Here is a 20159-nt window from a genome sequence, read left to right on the forward strand (position 1 = left end):
GGGAGGTGTCTAATGTCAACGGTAAAGCTTAAAACTGTCATAAAAAAGATGGAACTGGAAAACCTTACACCTGAACTTGATGTTTCCAGAATCCGTATTCACCAGCCTGATATAAACAGACCGGCGTTGCAGCTGGCAGGCTATTTTGAACACTTTGAGGCGACAAGACTTCAGGTAATCGGTTTCGTAGAATACACCTATATGGAGTCTATTCCTTCAGAGGATAAGGAACGCGTCTATCGCGAATTTTTGTCTTTTGATATTCCCTGCGTGGTATTTTGCAGAAATCTGATACCGGATCCGCTTTTCGTGAGAATAGCTATTGAAGAGCAGGTTCCGATCATGGTTACAAAGAAGCCGACATCTTCATTTATGGCGGAGATAATCCGTTGGCTTAATGTTGAGCTTGCTCCCTGCATTTCCATTCACGGAGTACTTGTTGATGTATATGGTGTCGGAGTTCTCATCACAGGTGAGAGCGGAATCGGTAAGTCAGAGGCTGCTCTTGAGCTGATCAAGAGAGGACACAGACTTGTATCCGATGACGTAGTTGAGATAAGGAAGGTCAGCGATGTGACACTTATCGGAACAGCCCCGGATATCACCAGACATTTCATCGAGCTTCGCGGTATCGGAATTGTAGATGTTAAGACACTTTTCGGTGTATCAAGCGTACGTGACACACAGAATATCGATCTCGCTATAAAGCTTGAGGAGTGGGATAAGGATAAGGAATACGACAGACTCGGTCTTGAAGAGGAGTACACAGAGTACCTTGGTAACAAGATCGTATGTCACAGAATCCCGATTCGTCCCGGTAGAAACCTCGCAATCATCTGCGAGTCAGCAGCGGTTAACCACAGACAGAAGATGATGGGCTACAATGCTGCACAGGAGCTTTATAACAGAGTTCAGAATTCACTGGCCAAGGGTCACGAGGATGATGATTAATATTTTTGTAAAGGGTAGAGGTATTTTTAGTAATGGATAATCAGTCTTCAGGAATTGTGGAAAAGTATGTATTCGGTGTAGACATAGGTGGAACAACCGTTAAGATCGGTCTCCTTGATATGGACGGTCACAAGATCGAGGTATGGGAGATTCCCACCAGAACAGAGGATGAAGGAAAGAATGTCCTTCCGGATATCGCTGAAGCAATCAGAAAAAAGATGGATGAGAGAGGAATCAAGGACTCTCAGGTAGTTGGTGTTGGAGCAGGTGCTCCCGGACCTTTCGCAGATGATGGTACTATTTTCAAGGCTGTTAACCTTGGCTGGAGCGAGTTCAACATGAAGAACGAGCTTCATGATCTTGTTAAGATCCCGGTTAAGTGCGGTAATGACGCAAACGTTGCAGCACTTGGTGAGTACTGGATGGGCGGTGGTCAGGGCTACAAGGATATGCTCATGGTTACTCTCGGAACCGGTGTCGGCGGTGGCATTATCCACAATGGCAAGATCTTCAACGGTGCTAACGGTGCAGGTGGAGAGATCGGACACATCCATATCAATGATAATGAGACACTTAAATGTGGATGCGGTAAGAAGGGATGCCTCGAGCAGTATGCAAGTGCTACAGGTGCCAACCTTCTTATGAACAGAATTCTTGAAGCAAGCGATGAAGAGAGTGTTCTTCGCGGAAAAGATTTTACCTGCAGAGATATCTTCGATGCAGCTAAGAAGGGCGATAAGCTCGCTAACGATGCACTTAACCAGTACGGCGAGTACCTTGGAAAGGGTCTTGCAATGATCGCATCAACCATCAATCCTGAGATAATCGTATTTGGTGGCGGCGTATCAAAGGCAGGAGATATCCTGTTTGACCTTGTTCGTCCCTCATTTGAGAAATATGTATTCCCGGGCGCTAAGAGAACAAAGTTCGCACTGGCTAAGCTTGGAAATGATGCCGGAATTTTCGGCGCAGCAAAACTTGTTTTGGATTCGGTTACAGAGAAATGATATTAGACTTGTATGATAAGTTGTCCGGGGTATTACCGGAAGAAAACATCATAAAGGACGAAGATATGAGCAGGCACACCACGTTTCGCGTCGGTGGGCCTGCCGATTATTTTCTAAAGATTGAAAGCTACGACAAGCTTAAGGAGGTCCTGTCTCTTTTTAGAAAAGAGGGACTTACCATGCAGGAGGATTATTATATCCTCGGTAATGGAAGTAATCTTCTTGTGGCAGATGGCGGCTACCGTGGCGCTATAATCACTCTTGGCGGCGAATTTGCAGAGTGCAGTATGGAGAGCTCAAATGTTATTAAGGCCGGAGCAGCTGCGTTAAATGTGGCAGTTGCTAATCTTGCAAGAGATAACAGTCTCACAGGCTTTGAATTTGCACACGGAATTCCCGGATCCATAGGCGGTGCCCTTGTTATGAATGCAGGTGCCTATGGCGGAGAGATGAAGCAGGTAGTTAAGAGCGTAACTGCTATTGATGAGAATGGCAGTGAGGTTATCCTTAGCCTGGATGAATTAGAGCTTGGTTACAGAACCAGTATTTTCAAGAAGAAAAAGTATGTTATTACAGGCTGTCTTATTGAACTTCAGCCCGGAGACCGCGATGAGATAGAGCGCACAATGAATGAGCTTAAGGAAAAGCGCATTTCAAAGCAGCCTCTTGAGTATCCAAGTGCCGGTTCTACCTTTAAGCGTCCTGAGGGATATTTTGCAGGAAAGCTTATTGAGGATGCAGGGCTTCGCGGATATTCCGTAGGCGGTGCTCAGGTTTCAGAGAAACACTGCGGCTTTGTGGTCAATAAAGGCGGTGCAACAGCAACTGATGTATATAGACTGATAGCTGATGTTCAGAAAAAAGTTTTTGAATCTTCCGGAGTTAAGCTATCGCCGGAGGTAATTCTTTTGGGAGATTTTGAAGCATGAGAATCGTTATTGTCACGGGAATGAGTGGTGGCGGTAAGTCCACTGCTATTCATATGCTTGAGGATGCAGGTTTTTACTGCGTTGATAATCTGCCCCCGAGCCTATTTGAGAAATTTGCTGAACTCATAACTCTTCCGGATAGCGAAGTAACCAAGGTCGCTGTGGGATTTGATGTCAGATCCGGTACGAAATTCGAGGATGCTCCCAGGGTAATTGAGGAGCTTCGTAAAAGAGGGCTCCCCGTGGAGGTTCTTTTCCTTGAGTGCTCGGATTCAGTTTTGGTCAAGAGATATAAGGAAACAAGAAGGCGTCATCCTCTGTCCCCTGACGGAAGAATTGAAGACGGTATCAGGAAGGAAAGAGAGATGCTTGCTAAGGTAAGAAAGCAGGCTGACTACATAATCGATACCTCCCAGCTACTCACAAGAGAGTTTAAGGCTGAGATGGAGAGAATATTCGTTGCTAACGAGAAGCACAATAACCTGATGGTTACGGTTCTTTCCTTTGGATTTAAGTATGGTATTCCCTCAGATGCTGATCTTGTTTTTGATGTGAGATTTTTACCTAATCCCTTTTATATCGATGAGCTTAAGCACCTTACCGGCAATGATAAGCCGGTTCAGGATTATGTGAAAAGCTTTCCGGAGTGCGAACAGTTCCTGGAAAAGCTGAAGGATATGCTTGAATTCCTGATGCCGGGATATATTAATGAAGGTAAATACCAGCTTGTGGTGGCAATTGGCTGTACAGGCGGTCAGCATAGATCGGTTACCATTGCCAATGAGATTTATGACAGATTAAAAGAGGCTGATAATTTCGGAGTGAAGATATATCACAGGGATTTGAAGCATGCAAGGTGATGTAGATGTCATTTTCGAGTGATGTGAAAAATGAACTTGCGAAGCAAATAGCTTCTCCGCGCCATTGCAGACTTTCGGAGCTCTCAGCGCTGATCCTCGGATGCGGGGCTGTAGGAAGGTCGGAAGACGGCATATATACTGTGTTTTTGCAGGCAGATGCGGAGGCTCAGGGTAGAAAGTTCTTTACAATACTAAAAAAGCATTTAATATAGAGGCTAGCGTGCTTGATAAAGTGCCACCAATGCATTCAGGAGGAAAGGTTTATGTACCTGTCCTTCAGGGAAAAGAAGAGGTTTCTTCTATATTAAAGTCGATTCATATAGTTGATAACGATGGCAATATCAGGACTGTGGATGACGGAGTAAGTCATAGAATTGTAAGACAGTCTTGTTGCAAAAGGGCATTTTTGAGAGATACATTTTTATGTATTGGCTCAGTTAGTGATCCGAGTAAATCATATCATCTTGAATTTGTGTGTACGTCACAGAGATTTGCAGATGATCTGAAGAAGATGATCGAGAGCTTTGACATAGAGGCTCGCATAGTAATGCGAAAAAAATACTATGTCGTATATATTAAGGAGAGCACATCAATTGTCGATCTTCTTAATGTGATGGAGGCTCCCGTAAGTCTTATGAATATGGAGAATGAGCGTATTGTTAAAGAGATGCGTAATTCCATAAACAGAAGGGTCAATTGTGAGACTGCCAATATCACAAAAACAGTCAATGCAGCATCGAGACAGACCGCTGATATTCTGTATCTGAGAGAGCATTACGGATTTGAGAATCTTCCGAAGGGACTTGAGGATATGGCCAGGGTCAGGCTGCAATATCCGGATGCAACATTGTTAGAGCTTGGGAAATATCTTGATCCACCGGTTGGAAAATCAGGTGTTAATCACAGGCTTAGGAAGCTCAGTGAGCTCGCAGAGAAGCTGCGAGGATGAGCGACGCTGCGATTTCTGCAGTAAGAGGAGGAAATTATGATCACAAAATCTATCGAAATCAAGCTTCCAGGCGGACTTGAGGCACGTCCGGTTGCCGAGTTGGTTCAGCTTGCAAGCCGCTACGACAGCACAGTGCACATCGAGGCACAGTCTAAGAAGGTTAATGCTAAGAGCATCATGGGTATGATGACACTTAGTCTTAGCAGTGGCGAGGAGGTAACAGTGATTGCAGATGGCGCTGATGAAGCCGATGCAGTTGCAGGTATGGAGAGTTTTCTTATTGGGAATCTTCAGCTTTCTTGATACAAATTGAATAAATATATAGAAAGCCCCGGTTACATTCACTATAATGAATGTAACCGGTTTTTATTTCATAAGGTAGGGGAGACATTATGAGTAAAAAGAAAATGCTATTTGTCTACAATCCAAAAGCTGGAAAGGAAAGAATCAGAAGTAATTTACTGGATATAATCGATACTTTTACAAGAGCTGGATATGAGGTGACTGTATATCCTACTCAGGAGCCGGGAGATGCCATAGAAACCGTGAGGACCAGGGAAAACATATATGATATCGTTGTCTGCAGCGGTGGGGACGGAACCCTTGATGAAGTGGTAAATGGTATGTGGAAATCCAAGAAGCGCATTCCGATTGGATACGTTCCTGCAGGATCTACCAATGACTTCGCGATGAGTCTTGGTATTCCCTCAGCCATGCATGCTTCTGCGGAGGCGCTTGTTACCGGTAAGGAGTATCAGTGCGATATAGGTGTCATGAATGATGAGACCTTCGTATACATAGCTGCTTTTGGATTGTTTACCGATGTGTCCTATCAGACAAGACAGGATGTAAAAAATGTCCTTGGACATATGGCGTATATACTTGAAGGTGCAAAGAGGCTTTCCGAGATCAGATCCTATCACGTGAAGGTAACTACTGATGAAGCTGTGATAGAGGATGATTTTGTTTTCGGAATGGTTACAAATTCTGTGTCGGTAGGCGGATTTAAGGATATCACCGGAAAGCATGTAAAGCTTGATGATGGTGTATTTGAGGTTACGCTTGTAAAGCTTCCTGACAATATGCTTGATATGAGTAATCTTATGGCTGCATTCCTTAACAGGGATATAGATACGGAGCAGATGTACTGCTTTAAGACAAAACACGTAGTGTTTGAGTCGAAGGATAAAATCGCATGGACCAGAGATGGAGAGTTCGGCGGAGAGCATACCTATGTAGACATAAGAAATGAGAATAAGGCAGTAACAATACTAGTGCCGAAGGATAAATAAGATCAATTTATGGACGGGTGACCGGTGTCACTCGTTCATTTTTTGTTCATAAAACGTTTAAAGACTATTAACGCCAGATTATTTCTTGGACATTTATTTTCGATATACTAAAGGTGTCAGATGAAGAAAGGCAATACCAATAAAAATAACTTTTTCATAATAAGCCAAGCAAGTCTTAACTTGCTTGGCTTCCTCCCTTTTATGGGGTTCTTTATTCGATGATTTCCGGTTCCGGATAATCTACACCGAAGGTTTCAACTGTAACTGATTTCATAACCTGGTCTGTTGTAGGTCTGTCCATCCAGTCAGTCTCTGTCTCTGCGATCTTGTTAACAACATCCATACCCTCTGTTACCTTACCGAAAGCAGCGTATGCGCCATCGAGGTGAGGAGCGTTCTTGTGCATGATAAAGAACTGTGAACCTGCAGAATCCGGAATCTGAGTGCGGGCCATTGAAAGTACGCCCTCTGTGTGAAGAAGGTTATTCTCAAAGCCATTCTGAGAGAATTCACCCTTGATTGAGTAGCCGGGGCCGCCCATTCCTGTTCCGTCCGGATCACCACCCTGGAGCATGAAGCCCTTTATTACGCGGTGGAAGATAACTCCATCATAGAAGTTATGGTTGATAAGTGAAATAAAGTTGTTAACTGTGTTGGGGGCGATTTCGGGATAAAGCTCTGCTTTGATAACGCCGCCGTCCTGCATAGTAATAGTTACGATTGGGTTCTTGTTTTCAGACATTTTTTTCTCCTTGTCTATGCTTGAAAAATAGTTAGAATTTCTCCGAAATTTACGCTTTTTCGTGGTAGAAATCCGCGATTAATTATACAATATACAAGAGGTATATAAAAGTTGTTAAGGGAAATCATTTTTTGTTTGAAAAAGGTGCCCGGTGAAGGGGTACGGGAAAAAATTAATAGTGCTGTAGAGTATCTGACAGAGGAAGGGCTCAGGTGCGACCTTCTGATGCCCGAGGAAGATGAGCAGTGGATAGAGGGACTTACGCCATGGTATATCTCACGGCTTGAGGACAGAAGATCAGGAGACCTGCTCATAGTATCCGATTCCACACAGATGGCGGATGACCTTATAGAGAGGGGCTATTATGTGGTGGGAATATGGCATGATGAAAACCGCTCCGAATCCTTTGCGGGGCTCAAATATGTATTCACGGATATCGAGGAAATAGCCAGGGATTCCTATGAAAAGGCATACCAGAGATATGCCCAGCTGCCCTGGGAGATTCTGCGTACGGAGCGCTGCATCATACGGGAGACCACCGTTGAGGATGTGGATGAGTTCTATAAAATATACGCAGATCCCGAGATGACAAGGTACATGGAGGGATTGTTTAAAAATCCTGAGGATGAGAAAAAATATACCAGGGACTACATTGAGAAGGTATATGGACTTCTGGGATTTGGCACATGGACTGTCATAAGAAAGGAAGACGGAAGAATCATAGGCCGTGCAGGCTTCAGCGTTCGAAACGGCTTTGACGATATTGAGCTCGGATTTTTGATAGGTACTGAGTTTCAGAGAGAGGGCTATGCATACGAGGTGTGCAGTGCAATCCTTGATTATGGCAAGCAGGTGCTTCAGTTTGACAAGGTACAGACCTTTGTAAAGGCTGAGAATCTTGTGTCCATTCATCTGTGTGAAAAGCTTGGTTTTGAGATTTTGGAAGAGGTGGACATAGAGGAAAATATTTACGGAGAAGAGTATCACGACGGCGTAAAAGTGGCACCATCCGAAGCGAAGTTCGGCAAATATATAAGAATGGTGCTTGCTATTTAAAATTTTTTAAGTTACCATACACTTTGGAAGAGAGAGGAATTAGATTACGTAGTACCCAGGATGTGTAGGAGGTATGGATGAGTTCTATGGATTTGTTTTCACTAATTGCAGGGCTTCTCGGAGGACTGGCTCTGTTTCTGTATGGTATGAATGTAATGAGCGGTGGGCTCACCAAGGCAGCAGGAGGAAAGCTTGAAGCTGCGCTTAGTAAGGTGACAAGCCATCCCATCATTGCATATCTTTTCGGTGTGGGTGTTACCGCACTTGTTCAGTCATCATCAGCGTCAACCGTAATGGTTGTCGGTCTTGTTAATTCAAGCATTATGACACTTAAAGAAGCAGTAAATGTCATTCTTGGTGCGAATCTTGGTACGACATTTACAGCATGGTTGCTCAGCTTGAATGCTATCAGCAGTGATAATTTCTTTATTAACCTGCTGAAGCCTACTTCATTTACCCCATTCCTTGCAATAATCGGTATCGTTCTTTACATGTTTTCAAAGAGCGATAGAAAAAATAATATTGGTCTGATACTGATCGGCTTTTCAGTGCTGATGTTCGGAATGAGCATGATGTCAGATGCAGTATCACCTCTTAAGAATGACGAGGGATTTCAGAACGTGCTTATGACCTTCAGCAATCCTTTTATCGGATTTCTGGTTGGCGTGTTCTTTACAATGGTAATTCAGAGTTCTGCAGGAACTATCGGTATTATGCAGGCTTTGGCGGCATCTGTTCACATCACATACAGCGTTGCTCTTCCTGTTGTAGTTGGTGCGGAGGTAGGAACCTGTATAACAGCTATTCTTTCATCATTCGGTGCTAATAAGAATGGTAAGAGAACAGCTCTGATGCACTTGTATTTCAATATCATAAAAGCCGGAACCTTTATGATAGTCTTTTATATCCTGCATACAGCACTTGATTTTGCATTTATGCATGAAGTAGCAGGAATGGTTGGAATAGCTTCCATTCATACACTTATCAACCTTGTGGCAACACCTCTTATGGTGCCCTTCTCCGGACTTCTTGTTAAGATGGCATACGCTACCATCCCGATTGATGATAAGGAGAGAGAAGAGCAGGAAGAGATGCAGGGAATCACCAAGCTGGATCCCCGATTCCTTTCAAACCCGCCCTTTGCACTTGAGCAGAGTAAGCAGGTTGCCATGGATATGGCTGAGTTTGCAAGAGAGGGGCTTGAAAAAGCGATTCCGCTTCTTGAAAACTACGATGCAGAGGCTGCTGATGAGGTCAGACGCCTTGAGGAGAAGGTTGACCGCTATGAGGATCAGCTTGGGACCTATCTTATGCAGATAAATAACCATCATCTTGCTGAGACGGATTCAAGACTTTTGTCAATTATTCTTCACTGCATAACGGACTTTGAGAGAATAAGTGATCACACTTTGAATATTGCTCAGGTTGCCCGCAACATGAATGACAAGAAGGAGCATTTTTCATCAAAGGCCAGCGAGGAGATAAGGATATTCTCCAACGCTGTTAAGGAAATCGTTGATCTGGCCTTTACATCCTTCCAGAATCAGGATCTTAAGCTGGCAAAATCGGTTGAGCCCCTTGAAGAAGTAATTGACGGTCTTAACATGGAGGTTAAGCGCAGACATGTAAGACGTCTCAGAAAAGGAAAGTGCACCATTGATATGGGCTTTAGTCTTTCAGAGCTTGGAACCGACTATGAGCGTATCGCCGACCACTGTAGTAATATAGCGGTATGTCTTCTTGAGGTCAGTGAGGGACTCTTTGATACTCACGAATATATCGAGCACCTCAAGGAAGAGAAGAACCAGGAGTTTGAGATAGCTGTTGATCTTTACGAGAGAAAGTATCGTCTTCCTGCCATGAAGAAGGGCTTTGAGGAGGAAGAAGAGATAGATCCTTCATTTGCCGAGAATCATGAGACAATAGTAAATATTATGAATTCCGATGATAAGGAAATAATTGACGAGGCTCTTGAGGCCGCAGGAGTGAAGGGTGCAGAAAATCTCACTGAGAAGGTAAAAGAGAAGGTCAAGGATAAGGTTAAGAAGAACAAGGACAAAAAGGATAAAGATAAAAAGGACAAAAAAGATAAGTCCAAGAAGGATAAGGACTGAAAAAGTCTTGTATAAACTGCCGAAAAATGGCAGATGGGTTTTTAGAAAGGATTTTTAATGAGCACCAGAATTATTGAGTTAAAGAGAAGCGTATTTGAGAGTAATGATGAGAGAGCAGATCTTTTAAGAGGTGAGCTTAAGGATAAGGGTATTTTCCTTTTAAACCTTATGTCATCACCGGGATCAGGAAAAACAACAACACTTAAGGCTACAATCGCAGCACTTAAGGATAAGTACAAGATCGGCGTTATGGAAGCTGATATTGATTCAGATGTTGATGCAATAAAGATTGCTGAGACCGGAGTTAAGGCTATTCAGCTTCATACAGGCGGAATGTGTCATCTTGATGCTGATATGACAAGACAGGGCCTTGATGCACTTGTTGAGGGCGATGTTGAGCTTGCTATCCTTGAGAACGTTGGTAACCTTGTATGCCCTGCTGAATTCGATACAGGCGCATCAAAGAATGCAATGATTCTCTCAGTACCAGAGGGACATGACAAGCCCCTTAAGTATCCTCTTATGTTCAGCATCTGCGACGTTGTTCTTATCAACAAGATTGATGTAGCTCCTTATTTCGATTTTGATCTTGAAAAGTGCAAGGAATATATTCACATGAGAAATCCTAAGGCTGAGATCATTCCGATCTGCGCTAAGACAGGTGAGGGTGTTGATAAGTTTGCTGAATGGCTCAGCGCACAGGTTGAGGATTGGAAGAAATAATGACATTAGGAAGAATTCATTCTATAGAAACCTTCGGCTCAGTTGATGGGCCGGGGGTTCGTTTTATCATATTTTTAAAGGGCTGTAATCTCAGATGTAAGTATTGCCACAACGCAGATACCTGGAATCCGGAATCAAAGGATGTAAGGTCTGCCACGGAGCTTCTTGATAAGGCTGAGCGCTATAAGAGCTACTGGGGAGATGAGGGCGGAATCACAGTGAGCGGAGGAGAGCCTCTTTTACAGATTGATTTTCTGCTGGAGCTTTTTAAGGAAGCAAAGTCCCGCGGAATAAATACCTGTATTGATACGGCTGCTGAACCCTTTACCAGAGAGGAGCCCTTCTTTTCAAAATTTAAAGAGCTTATGGAATATACTGACCTTCTTCTTGTTGATATAAAGCACATAGACAATGAGGAGCATATTAAGCTCACAGGTAAGCCTAACGAGAATATCAAGGACTGTCTTCAGTATTTATCTGAGATCGGTAAGCCAATCTGGATCAGACATGTGCTGGTTCCCGGTATTACTGATAACGATGAATATCTTCAGAAGACAAGAGAGTTTCTTGATACTCTTACAAATGTTCAGAGAGTTGATGTCCTGCCATACCATTCCCTGGGACAGTTCAAATGGGAAGAGCTTGGTATGAAATATCAGCTTGAGGGAGTGGAAGCGCCTTCTGCTGAAAGAATTCAAAATGCAAAGGACATACTCAGAGCAAACTGAGTAGTAAAAAAATATACAAGCAAATAAGAAAAAACGTTAAAAAATTGCCAAAGTTGACAAAAGTTATCAACTTTGGCTTTTTTTCGCGGTTTTAGGTTGAAATGTTTCTCCTAATATGTAAGAATACGAATTGGTGTCATAAGGCAGAAATACATATTGTGTCGAGGCTTTACCAATATACAATATGTTGTGGCTTGCGATTTTTGGCACAAAATTCTTTCTTATTACGTTGCTGTTGCAACTTGCAATAGATCCGAGGGCGGTATCGTTTTTTCACAAAAGAGAGGAGTAAAATTTTATGAGAGAACAGTGGAGAGGATTTAAAGGAAATAAGTGGACTGACGAAGTAAACTTAAGAGACTTTATCCAGAACAACTACACTATGTACGAAGGAGACGAGAGTTTCCTTGCTGATGCTACAGAAGCTACAGATAAGCTCTGGGGCAGATTACAGGAGCTTCAGAAGGAAGAGCGCGCTAACGGTGGCGTTCTTGAGTGTGAGACAGAGGTTGTTTCCGGCCTTACAGCTTATGGCCCTGGATATATCGATGAGTCTATGAAAGATCTTGAGACAGTTGTAGGTCTTCAGACAGACAAGCCTCTTAAGAGAGCATTCATGCCTTATGGTGGTATCAAGATGGCTGAGCAGGCTGCTGATACATACGGCTTCAAGGTAAACGAGAAGTTCCACAAGATCTTTACTGAGTATCACAAGACACACAACCAGGCAGTATTTGATGCTTACACACCTGAGATGATGGCAGCTCGTCACAGCCACATCGTTACAGGTCTTCCGGATACATACGGACGTGGACGTATCGTAGGCGACTACAGAAGAGTAGCTCTTTACGGTATCGACTTCCTTATCGAGCAGAAGAAGGAAGATTTCTCACTTTGCGGATGCGGCGTTATGACTGATGATGTTATCCGTCAGCGTGAGGAGATTGCAGAGCAGATCCGTGCACTTCGTGGCATGAAGGAGATGGCTGCAGTTTATGGCTTTGATATTTCACAGCCTGCTAATAACGCAAGAGAGGCAGTTCAGTGGTTATACTTCGGCTACCTTGCAGCTATCAAGACACAGAACGGTGCTGCAATGTCAGTTGGACGTGTTTCTACATTCCTTGATATTTATATTGAAAGAGACCTTAAGGAGGGTACACTTACTGAGGCTGAGGCACAGGAGCTCATCGATCACCTTACAATGAAGTGCCGTATGGTTAAGTTCGCACGTATCCCCAGCTACAACCAGCTCTTCTCTGGTGACCCGGTTTGGGCTACACTTGAGGTTGGTGGACTTGGTATGGATGGTCGTCACATGGTTACAAAGAACGACTACAGATTCCTTCACACACTTGAGAACATGGGACCTTCACCTGAGCCTAACCTTACAGTACTGTATTCTTCAAGACTTCCTAAGAACTTCAAGAAGTATGCAGCTAAGATCTCTGTTACAACATCTTCAATCCAGTACGAGAACGATGATGTTATGAGACCTGTATGGGGCGATGACTACAGCATCTGCTGCTGCGTATCAGCTACACAGACAGGTAAGGAGATGCAGTTCTTCGGTGCAAGAGCTAACCTTGCTAAGTGTCTCCTTTACGCTATCAACGGCGGTAAGGACGAGAAGTTCCTTGACAAGCAGGGTAACCACATGCAGGTAGGTCCTGAGATGGCTCCTATCACATCTGAGTATCTTGATTATGACGAGGTTATGCACAAGTACGATCTTATGATGGATTGGCTTGCAGGCCTCTATGTAAATATCCTTAACCTCATTCAGTACATGCACGACAAGTACTACTATGAGGCAGCTGAGATGGCTCTTATCGACACAGATGTACGTCGTACATTTGCTACAGGTATCGCAGGTTTCTCACACGTTGTAGATTCACTCTGCGCTATCAAGTATGCAAAGGTTAAGACTGTTCGTGATGAGTCAGGTCTTGTTGTTGATTACCAGATCGAGGGTGACTTCCCTAAGTATGGTAACGATGATGAGAGAGCAGACGAGATCGCTGTATGGCTCCTTAAGACTTTCCTTAAGAAGGTTAAGAAGAACCACACATACAGAGATTCAGAGCCTACAACATCTATCCTTACAATTACTTCAAACGTAGTTTATGGTAAGGCTACAGGTGCTCTTCCGGATGGAAGACCTGCATTTGCACCTTTCGCACCTGGTGCTAACCCGGCTTACGGCGCAGAGCAGAGTGGACTTCTTGCTTCACTTAACTCAGTTGCTAAGCTTCCTTACGAGTATGCTCTTGATGGTATCTCAAATACACAGACCATCAACCCTGGTGCTCTTGGCCACGACGATGAGGAGCGTGCTGAGAAGCTCGTTAACGTAATGGACGGATACTTCGATCAGGGAGCACACCACCTCAACGTAAACGTATTTGGTGTTGAGAAGCTTAAGGACGCTATGGAGCATCCTGAGAAGCCTGAGTATGCTAACTTCACAATCCGTGTATCTGGTTACGCTGTTAAGTTCATAGACCTCACAAGAGAGCAGCAGATGGACGTTATCAACAGAACATGCCACGAGTCAATGTAATTAAAATATTGAATAATAAAGAAAGGATGCCGCGAAAGCGACATCCTTTTTTTAAACGGCTAAATGCAGAAGCTGTGTTGCGATTGTAAAGTATGCCAAAAGAGAAATTGCATCAACAATGGTTGTGATCATAGGCGATGCCATTACTGCAGGGTCAAAGCCTAGCTTGTCTGCACACATAGGCAGTAGACATCCGATACTCTTTGCGATAATAACAACAAGTACAAGTGTCAGGCATACAACAGCAGCCACCTGAATTTCAAGCTTGTCGATAATTAGCAGTTTGACAAAGTTAGCTACTGAAAGAGTAACACCGCAAAGTACGGCTACTCGCACTTCCTTCCACCAAACCTTAAACAAATCTGCAAATTCTATCTCGCCAAGTGATAAGCTACGAATAATTGAAACGCTTGCCTGTGAGCCTGCATTACCGCCGGTGTCCATCAGCATTGGTATATAAGCCGTAAGTACTACGTATGCCGATAGGGCATCGGAGAACTTGGTGATTATTGCTCCGGTAAAGGTCGCACTTATCATCAAAAACAGCAGCCAGGGCATTCTGTTTTTATACACATCCAAAATTCCGATACGCGAATACGGCTTATCGGAAGGGATGATAGCTGCCATTTTCTCGATATCCTCGGTAGCCTCTTCTTCAATGATGTCGACAACATCATCGATGGTGATGATACCGATCATGCGATTCTCGTTATCAACCACAGGCATCACGGTGAAGTCGTATTTCTTGAACATGTTAGCAGCTTCTTCCTGGTCAGTCATAGTATTGATACTAATGACGTGGGTATTCATGATGTCTCCGATTTTCTCATCGCCATTCTTGATAAGCAAATAACGAAGGGCTACGGTTCCAACCAGGATTCTCTGATTTGTAACAACATAACAGGTATTTACAGTCTCAGAATCAAGGCCCATTTTCCTTATTCTGGCTATAGCCTGCTCAACTGTCATGTATTCCTTGAGGTCTACATACTCCACGGTCATGATAGAACCGGCAGAGTCCTCAGGGTATCTAAGCAAATGATTTATATCAGCCCTTGTATCAGGCCTTGCATTCGCAAGAATTTTCTTTACTATACTTGCAGGCATCTCCTCCAAAAGGTCAGTAGCATCATCGGCCATCAGGTTATCGATGATGTTCCCTGCTTCTTTATCGGATAGAGATTGAATAATGTACTGCTGATCCTCAATTTCGAGGTTGGCAAATACATCCGCAGCCATGTCCTTAGGCAGGATGCGGAACATTTTTAATGAATCTTCATTTTCCATGTCGTCCATGATCGCAGCGATATCCGCAGTATTCATCTCGGCAAATGTCTGACGAAGCTTGGTATACTGCTTGCTCTCAAGGAGTTCACGGATTACGTCAATGATTGTATTTTCTTCCATGGAAATCTCCTTTCGGTGTGGTTTTCTATTAAGTTTGTACTTCGAGGCAGAGGATTATCGCTACTTGCATGTTTAATCTTCTTCATAAAACCACCACCTTTCTTTTGGAGATTTCCCGATATGCGGGATTTATATATAATGATTGTTCCGGAAGCCAGTCAAAAACGTATATCGCTTTTAGAAACTTTTGGAACACACTATAGTTTATCACATTTTGAAGCAAAATGGCACGATAAAAAATAGCTCCTTTAATTGGATGTGAGAACTATGTCAAAAATAGCCCTGCATTTTGCAGGGCTATTTTTGTATCAGATGTAGATAATGAGAGTAATCTACAAATGTTTTAAAATACTTTTATTTCTTTTGCGGGAGCTTTGGCAAAAGGTCCCGGTATAGCAGCGGGATTTCTGTGTGCTCCGAAGTAATCCGCATCGAATGTTATAGGACTTCCATCGGGATTTTCGAAGTATTGTTCTGGCTCAAAGGCTTTTCCGAGAGCTTCAGTTGTAAGGATATTGCAGGTAAAGTCGCCGAGCCTGTCAAAGACATCAGTTTTTACATACCAGCTGCCCTTCTTCTCAGATACGGTAACGGATACCTTGGACTTCTTATCAACAAGCTTGTTCTTTTCCTTCTTATAAACAGTTGCTCCGTCGAAGTAAGCGTTTCCGTCAATCCATACAGGAAGGTGGCCAAAGTGAGCTTTTGCCAGGCCGCCCATGTCAGGGTGCTTGGTGAAGTCAAACTGATCTGCCCACTCTTCGTAGGTGGGGAAGATATCAAAGGGTGCGGTTCCTACAACCTGGTAGTCAGCATCCTGAGCTGTCTTCTTCTTGTCAGTTACCTTGTACTGCTGAACGAAAATGTTGTTGTATACTCTGTCGTCGCCGTGAAGGATAGTCATAAAGCCTGCAACCTCTGTGCGATGACGGATGTGATAAGGAGTATATCTGGGCTCTCTCTGATCATTTACAATGCTGTCTACACCGGAGTTGATAAGGCTGAAGCTTCCAAGTACCAGGTTGTGGATAACAGCGATACCCTCGCTGGGGATAGTGATTGATACAGGTGAGAGCAGAAGGTTGTTATCGATAAGGGTAGGTCCGTGACCAACCTCGATAAATACATCAGTATTAAACATTGCTCCGGGAGCCTGGTCGATGCCATCAGGTCTGCAGTTGTCATGCATGAGGTTCTGAGAGATTCTGGCACCCTGTGCCTGCCAGTCGAGCCATACACCCATGATGCAGTTGTGGATGTGGTTTCTTCTGATGGTTACGTCGATAGCAGCGTGAAGCTTGATTCCGGCAGTCTCTGCGCCGCCAAGCTGCTGTGAGTTACATACATGATGAATGTGGCAATCCTCGATTGTTGAGAATACACCGCCCATACGACCTACGATACCGGTCTGCTCGCAGTGGTGAACGTGGCAGCGTCTGATGATGTGATGACCGATGTTCTCCTTGAGCCATCCATGATACTGACCGCGGCAAACTGCATCGCGCTCCATCTGTGTAGGGCTCTTTACATGGTTCTTGGTAAAGTACATGTCGTTTTCGGGATCGTAATATTTTCCGAGAGAGATACCACAGCATCTGCTGTTGCTGATCTCGCAGTCCTCGATGATCCAGCCCTTACTCCAGTGAGGTCCGATCATACCATCCTGATATGCAGCAGGCGGAGCCCAGGTTGTAGCTGCCTTGTTAATGGCAAAGCCGCTTACGGTTATATAATTTATACCGTTCTCATCGGGCATAAAGCAGTTTCTTCTAACGCTGATCTCAACCTTTTCCTTGTTGGGATCAAGCTTCTGGAAGTTAGCGTAGATAACGGTCTCATCGCCGTCCTGCTCTGTGTACCACAGATACTTTGCTTCGTCAGGATGCCATGCGAAGGGATCCGGCTCGCCCTTCTTGCATTCTGCAAGGGAGTCGGTCTCATACATCATGAGATCATTGATGAAAACAGAACCTGTGTGACGGATCTTTGGTGAGAAATACCAGTCACCATATACGCGTTCAATATAAGGATTAAAGTCGCCGAAAATGGCGTTGTTGATGCGGGCACTGTATATGCCGCCCTTTTCCTTTTTCCAGTCTGTGATGAGCTCAGCACCGGTTATAACAGCGCCTAAAGGCTCCTCAGAACGATATGTAATTCTTGCGTTTTCTTCTCCGGCATTCTGCGGAACAACGCGCTCGCGATAGATTCCGGGCTTTACGATTACTTCATCTCCGGCTTTGGCAATTTTTGCTGCTTCATTAATCTGCCTGAAAGGTGCTTTTTCGCTTCCATCGCCCCCGCGAAAAGCATTGGCATCTACATAGTAAATCATACATTTCCTCCCAATAAATATGTAAAAACAAATGATGGATTGTATAAAATATGATTCATCGTACGATTTACGGATGCTCATGTCAATAATTTGCATAAAAGTTTAGCTGCGATAGCAATAATTATATGCAATATGACAATAAATGAATAGCCGTAGGTAATGTGAAAGTCTAGTATTAATGTGAATTAAATTTGTTTATCTTGTCTGAGAGATAAACTGGGGAGGTGCAATTTGACAAAGAAAAAAGCTTATTCATTTCAACTTTTCCTGTTAGTACTTCCGTTTATAGTGTTGGTATTACTGTTCTGTTATTACCCGCTATACGGTTGGTTGTATGCATTCTATGATTACAAGCCGCCAAAGACGCTGGCACAGAGTGCATTTGTCGGATTTAAGTGGTTTTCATCACTGGTCAGCACAGATGTTAAGGTAAAACAGCTCATCCAGGTACTTAAAAATACATTTGCGATGAGTGGACTTACTCTTGGAACGAGCTGGCTTCCTATGTTGTTCGCAGTATTTCTCAATGAGATCAGAGGCGTTAAGTTCAGAAAGTTTGTACAGACTGTAACAACACTTCCTAACTTCGTCAGCTGGGTTATGGTTTACTCAATAGCGTTCTCACTGTTTAACAGTACCGGTATGATGAACTCACTCCTTATGAAGATGGGAGTTATCAGTCAGCCGATTCTTTTCCTTCAGTCATCATCACATGTATGGTTCACACAGTGGCTGTGGCTCACATGGAAAAACCTTGGATGGGCAGCGATCATGTACATAGCTGCAATTTCAAGTATTGATGACGAGCTCATTCAGGCAGCTAAGGTAGACGGTGCTACAAGAATGCAGGTTATATGGCATATCACAATTCCGAGCCTTCTTCCTACATACTTTGTACTTCTGGTATTAAATGTTGCCAACTTCCTTAACAACGGAATGGAGCAGTATTACGTATTCCAGAACGCATTTAACAAAGACTATATTCAGGTTCTTGACCTGTATGTTTATAACATGGCTATGGGTAGTGGCGGTTACTCAGTTTCAGTAGCGATCAGTATGCTGAAGAGTCTTGTCAGTCTCGTACTTTTATTCATAGTTAACAGAGCCTCCAAGTCCATTCGTGGCGAGAGCATTCTTTAATAGGAGGTGGAAGCTATGGCAATAACACATACAATGACAAATTCGGTGAAATCAATGAAGGATTCAAATAATACAAAGACAAACCAAAAGTCCAAGATACGAATGAGTGCAGGAGATCGCGCAGTAGAAGTTATATGCTATATCATTTTTGCAATAGCAGCGTTCCTGTGCCTGTATCCTTTCTATTACATAGTTATAAACACAATAAGTGCGAATGATATCAGTGCGAGAGGTGACATCCTTTTTGTTCCTCAGCAGATTCATTTCCACAACTACATATCAGCATTCAGAATCGAGGGACTTCCTCAGGCATTCAAGATATCTCTTATGAGAACAGTTCTTGGTACAGGCCTTACAGTTTTCGCATCAGCATTCCTTGGCTTCATGTTCACTCAGGAAAAGATGTGGATGAGAAAGTTCTGGTACAGAGTAGTTGTTGCAACAATGTATTTCAACGCTGGTATCATTCCGTGGTACCTGGTTATGAAGACAATGCATCTGACCAACAACTTCTGGGGATACATACTTCCCGCAATAGTATCACCCTTCAACCTGATACTTACAAAGACCTTCGTTGAGTCAGTTCCGAAGGAGCTTCAGGAAGCAGCAGAGATGGATGGCGCCGGAGTACTTACAGTATTCTTCAGAGTCATCATTCCTGTAATCAAGCCCATCATGGCAACAGTTGCTATTTTCTCAGCTGTAAGCCAGTGGAACGCTTTCCAGGATACATTGCTCCTCATGACAGATACAAAGCTCTATCCGTTGCAGTTCGTGCTTTACCAGTACCTGAATCAGGCAAGCTCACTTGCATCACTGGCACAGAGTACTTCAAGTACAGCATCCCTTGCAGCAGCTGCAGCAACAGCACAGACTACCACAAGTGTGCGTATGACAATCACTGTTATCGTCGTACTCCCTATCATGCTTGTGTACCCGATCTTCCAGAAATACTTTGTAAAGGGAATTATGATTGGTGCAGTGAAGGGCTGACCATTATCACTTAGTGAGGTTCTTTCGAACTTAGTGAGAATGGTCGTTCCGGCGAGCGAAGCGAGAGCGGAACTTCCTTAGCGAGAGCGGAACTTCCTTAGCGAGAGCGGAACTTCCTTAGCGAGAGCGGAACTTCCTTAGCGAGAGCGGAACTTCCTTATGAAGCTGGAATTATTATTGTTAATTTACCCTGTCTAAGGGTTTATAAAAAAGGAGGAATGAAAAATGAAACTTAAAAAACTTTCATCTCTGGCACTTACAGCAATGCTTACTGTAAGTATGCTTGCCGGATGTGGCGGTAGCACAGGTGCTGACCAGGCCGCAGGCGGTACTGACACAAAGACAGAGACCACAGAAGGTGGGGAAGCTA

18 protein-coding genes are annotated in these 20159 nt (G+C 43.7%); 15 read left to right on the plus strand and 3 right to left on the minus strand.

What is annotated here, in order from left to right; translation table 11 throughout:
* Positions 1-12: 12 nt before the first annotated feature.
* The 8 genes from hprK to G587_RS0111795 all read left to right on the plus strand — a co-directional run bounded on the left by hprK (position 13) and on the right by G587_RS0111795 (position 5988).
* Positions 13-951 carry an HPr(Ser) kinase/phosphatase gene (hprK, locus tag G587_RS0111765; RefSeq protein WP_026492404.1) on the plus strand — a complete coding sequence of 313 codons (939 nt, stop codon included), beginning with the start codon at positions 13-15 and terminating at the stop codon, positions 949-951.
* Positions 952-983: 32 nt separating this feature from the next.
* Complete coding sequence (locus G587_RS0111770) at positions 984-1958, plus strand: ROK family glucokinase (protein ID WP_035786500.1); 975 nt, start codon at positions 984-986, stop codon at positions 1956-1958.
* The gene (murB, locus tag G587_RS0111775; protein ID WP_026492406.1) at positions 1955-2887 is read left to right on the plus strand and encodes a UDP-N-acetylmuramate dehydrogenase; all 933 of its coding nucleotides are present in this window, start codon (positions 1955-1957) and stop codon (positions 2885-2887) included. The genes G587_RS0111770 and murB overlap by 4 nt, the downstream gene beginning before the upstream one ends.
* The gene (gene rapZ, locus G587_RS0111780) at positions 2884-3747 is read left to right on the plus strand and encodes an RNase adapter RapZ (protein WP_026492407.1); all 864 of its coding nucleotides are present in this window, start codon (positions 2884-2886) and stop codon (positions 3745-3747) included. Before murB ends, rapZ begins: the two co-directional genes overlap by 4 nt.
* Before the next feature lie 5 nt (positions 3748-3752).
* Positions 3753-3959 carry a hypothetical protein gene (locus tag G587_RS26635; RefSeq protein ID WP_330364463.1) on the plus strand — a complete coding sequence of 69 codons (207 nt, stop codon included), beginning with the start codon at positions 3753-3755 and terminating at the stop codon, positions 3957-3959.
* 8 nt (positions 3960-3967) lie between these two features.
* Complete coding sequence (gene whiA / locus G587_RS22545; RefSeq protein ID WP_330364464.1) at positions 3968-4696, plus strand: DNA-binding protein WhiA; 729 nt, start codon at positions 3968-3970, stop codon at positions 4694-4696.
* A gap of 36 nt (positions 4697-4732) precedes the next feature.
* Positions 4733-4999, plus strand: a complete 267-nt coding sequence (locus tag G587_RS0111790) for an HPr family phosphocarrier protein (RefSeq protein WP_026492408.1) — start codon at positions 4733-4735, stop codon at positions 4997-4999.
* Between the two features lie 89 nt (positions 5000-5088).
* Positions 5089-5988, plus strand: a complete 900-nt coding sequence (locus tag G587_RS0111795) for a diacylglycerol/lipid kinase family protein (RefSeq protein WP_026492409.1) — start codon at positions 5089-5091, stop codon at positions 5986-5988.
* Between the two features lie 211 nt (positions 5989-6199).
* Here the strand turns inward: G587_RS0111795 and G587_RS0111800 are convergent, their stop codons facing one another.
* Positions 6200-6730 (minus strand): peptidylprolyl isomerase, encoded by a 531-nt coding sequence (locus G587_RS0111800; RefSeq protein WP_035786502.1) that lies wholly within the window; start codon positions 6728-6730, stop codon positions 6200-6202.
* 144 nt (positions 6731-6874) lie between these two features.
* On the opposite strand from G587_RS0111800, the gene G587_RS24500 reads away from it, so the two are divergent.
* The 5 genes from G587_RS24500 (at position 6875) to pflB (ending at position 13914) form a co-directional block, all read left to right on the plus strand.
* Positions 6875-7786 (plus strand): GNAT family N-acetyltransferase, encoded by a 912-nt coding sequence (locus G587_RS24500; protein ID WP_242830077.1) that lies wholly within the window; start codon positions 6875-6877, stop codon positions 7784-7786.
* Positions 7787-7863: 77 nt separating this feature from the next.
* Complete coding sequence (locus G587_RS22555) at positions 7864-9900, plus strand: Na/Pi cotransporter family protein (RefSeq protein ID WP_330364465.1); 2037 nt, start codon at positions 7864-7866, stop codon at positions 9898-9900.
* Positions 9901-9957: 57 nt separating this feature from the next.
* Complete coding sequence (hypB, locus tag G587_RS0111815) at positions 9958-10623, plus strand: hydrogenase nickel incorporation protein HypB (protein ID WP_026492412.1); 666 nt, start codon at positions 9958-9960, stop codon at positions 10621-10623.
* Positions 10623-11351: a pyruvate formate-lyase-activating protein gene (gene pflA / locus G587_RS0111820; RefSeq protein ID WP_051200993.1), complete on the plus strand. Its 729-nt coding sequence runs from the start codon at positions 10623-10625 to the stop codon at positions 11349-11351. Before hypB ends, pflA begins: the two co-directional genes overlap by 1 nt.
* A 298-nt stretch (positions 11352-11649) precedes the next feature.
* Positions 11650-13914: a formate C-acetyltransferase gene (gene pflB, locus G587_RS0111825; protein WP_026492414.1), complete on the plus strand. Its 2265-nt coding sequence runs from the start codon at positions 11650-11652 to the stop codon at positions 13912-13914.
* Positions 13915-13965: 51 nt separating this feature from the next.
* On the opposite strand, the gene mgtE is transcribed toward pflB, so the two are convergent.
* Positions 13966-15321 carry a magnesium transporter gene (gene mgtE, locus G587_RS0111830; protein ID WP_026492415.1) on the minus strand — a complete coding sequence of 452 codons (1356 nt, stop codon included), beginning with the start codon at positions 15319-15321 and terminating at the stop codon, positions 13966-13968.
* Positions 15322-15664: 343 nt separating this feature from the next.
* Positions 15665-17656: a right-handed parallel beta-helix repeat-containing protein gene (locus tag G587_RS0111835; RefSeq protein WP_026492416.1), complete on the minus strand. Its 1992-nt coding sequence runs from the start codon at positions 17654-17656 to the stop codon at positions 15665-15667.
* A 231-nt stretch (positions 17657-17887) separates the two neighbouring features.
* Here G587_RS0111835 and G587_RS0111840 point away from each other — a divergent pair, with 231 nt between their 5' ends.
* Both G587_RS0111840 and G587_RS0111845 read left to right on the plus strand, forming a co-directional pair.
* A complete protein-coding gene (locus G587_RS0111840; protein WP_035786505.1) occupies positions 17888-18796 on the plus strand; it encodes an ABC transporter permease subunit in 909 nt (302 codons plus the stop codon).
* Positions 18797-18898: 102 nt separating this feature from the next.
* On the plus strand, positions 18899-19789 hold the full coding sequence (locus tag G587_RS0111845; protein ID WP_242830078.1) for a carbohydrate ABC transporter permease: 891 nt from the start codon (positions 18899-18901) through the stop codon (positions 19787-19789).
* Positions 19790-20159 lie beyond the last annotated feature (370 nt).

The organism is Butyrivibrio sp. XPD2002 (assembly GCF_000423945.1).
GTDB lineage: Bacteria > Bacillota > Clostridia > Lachnospirales > Lachnospiraceae > Butyrivibrio.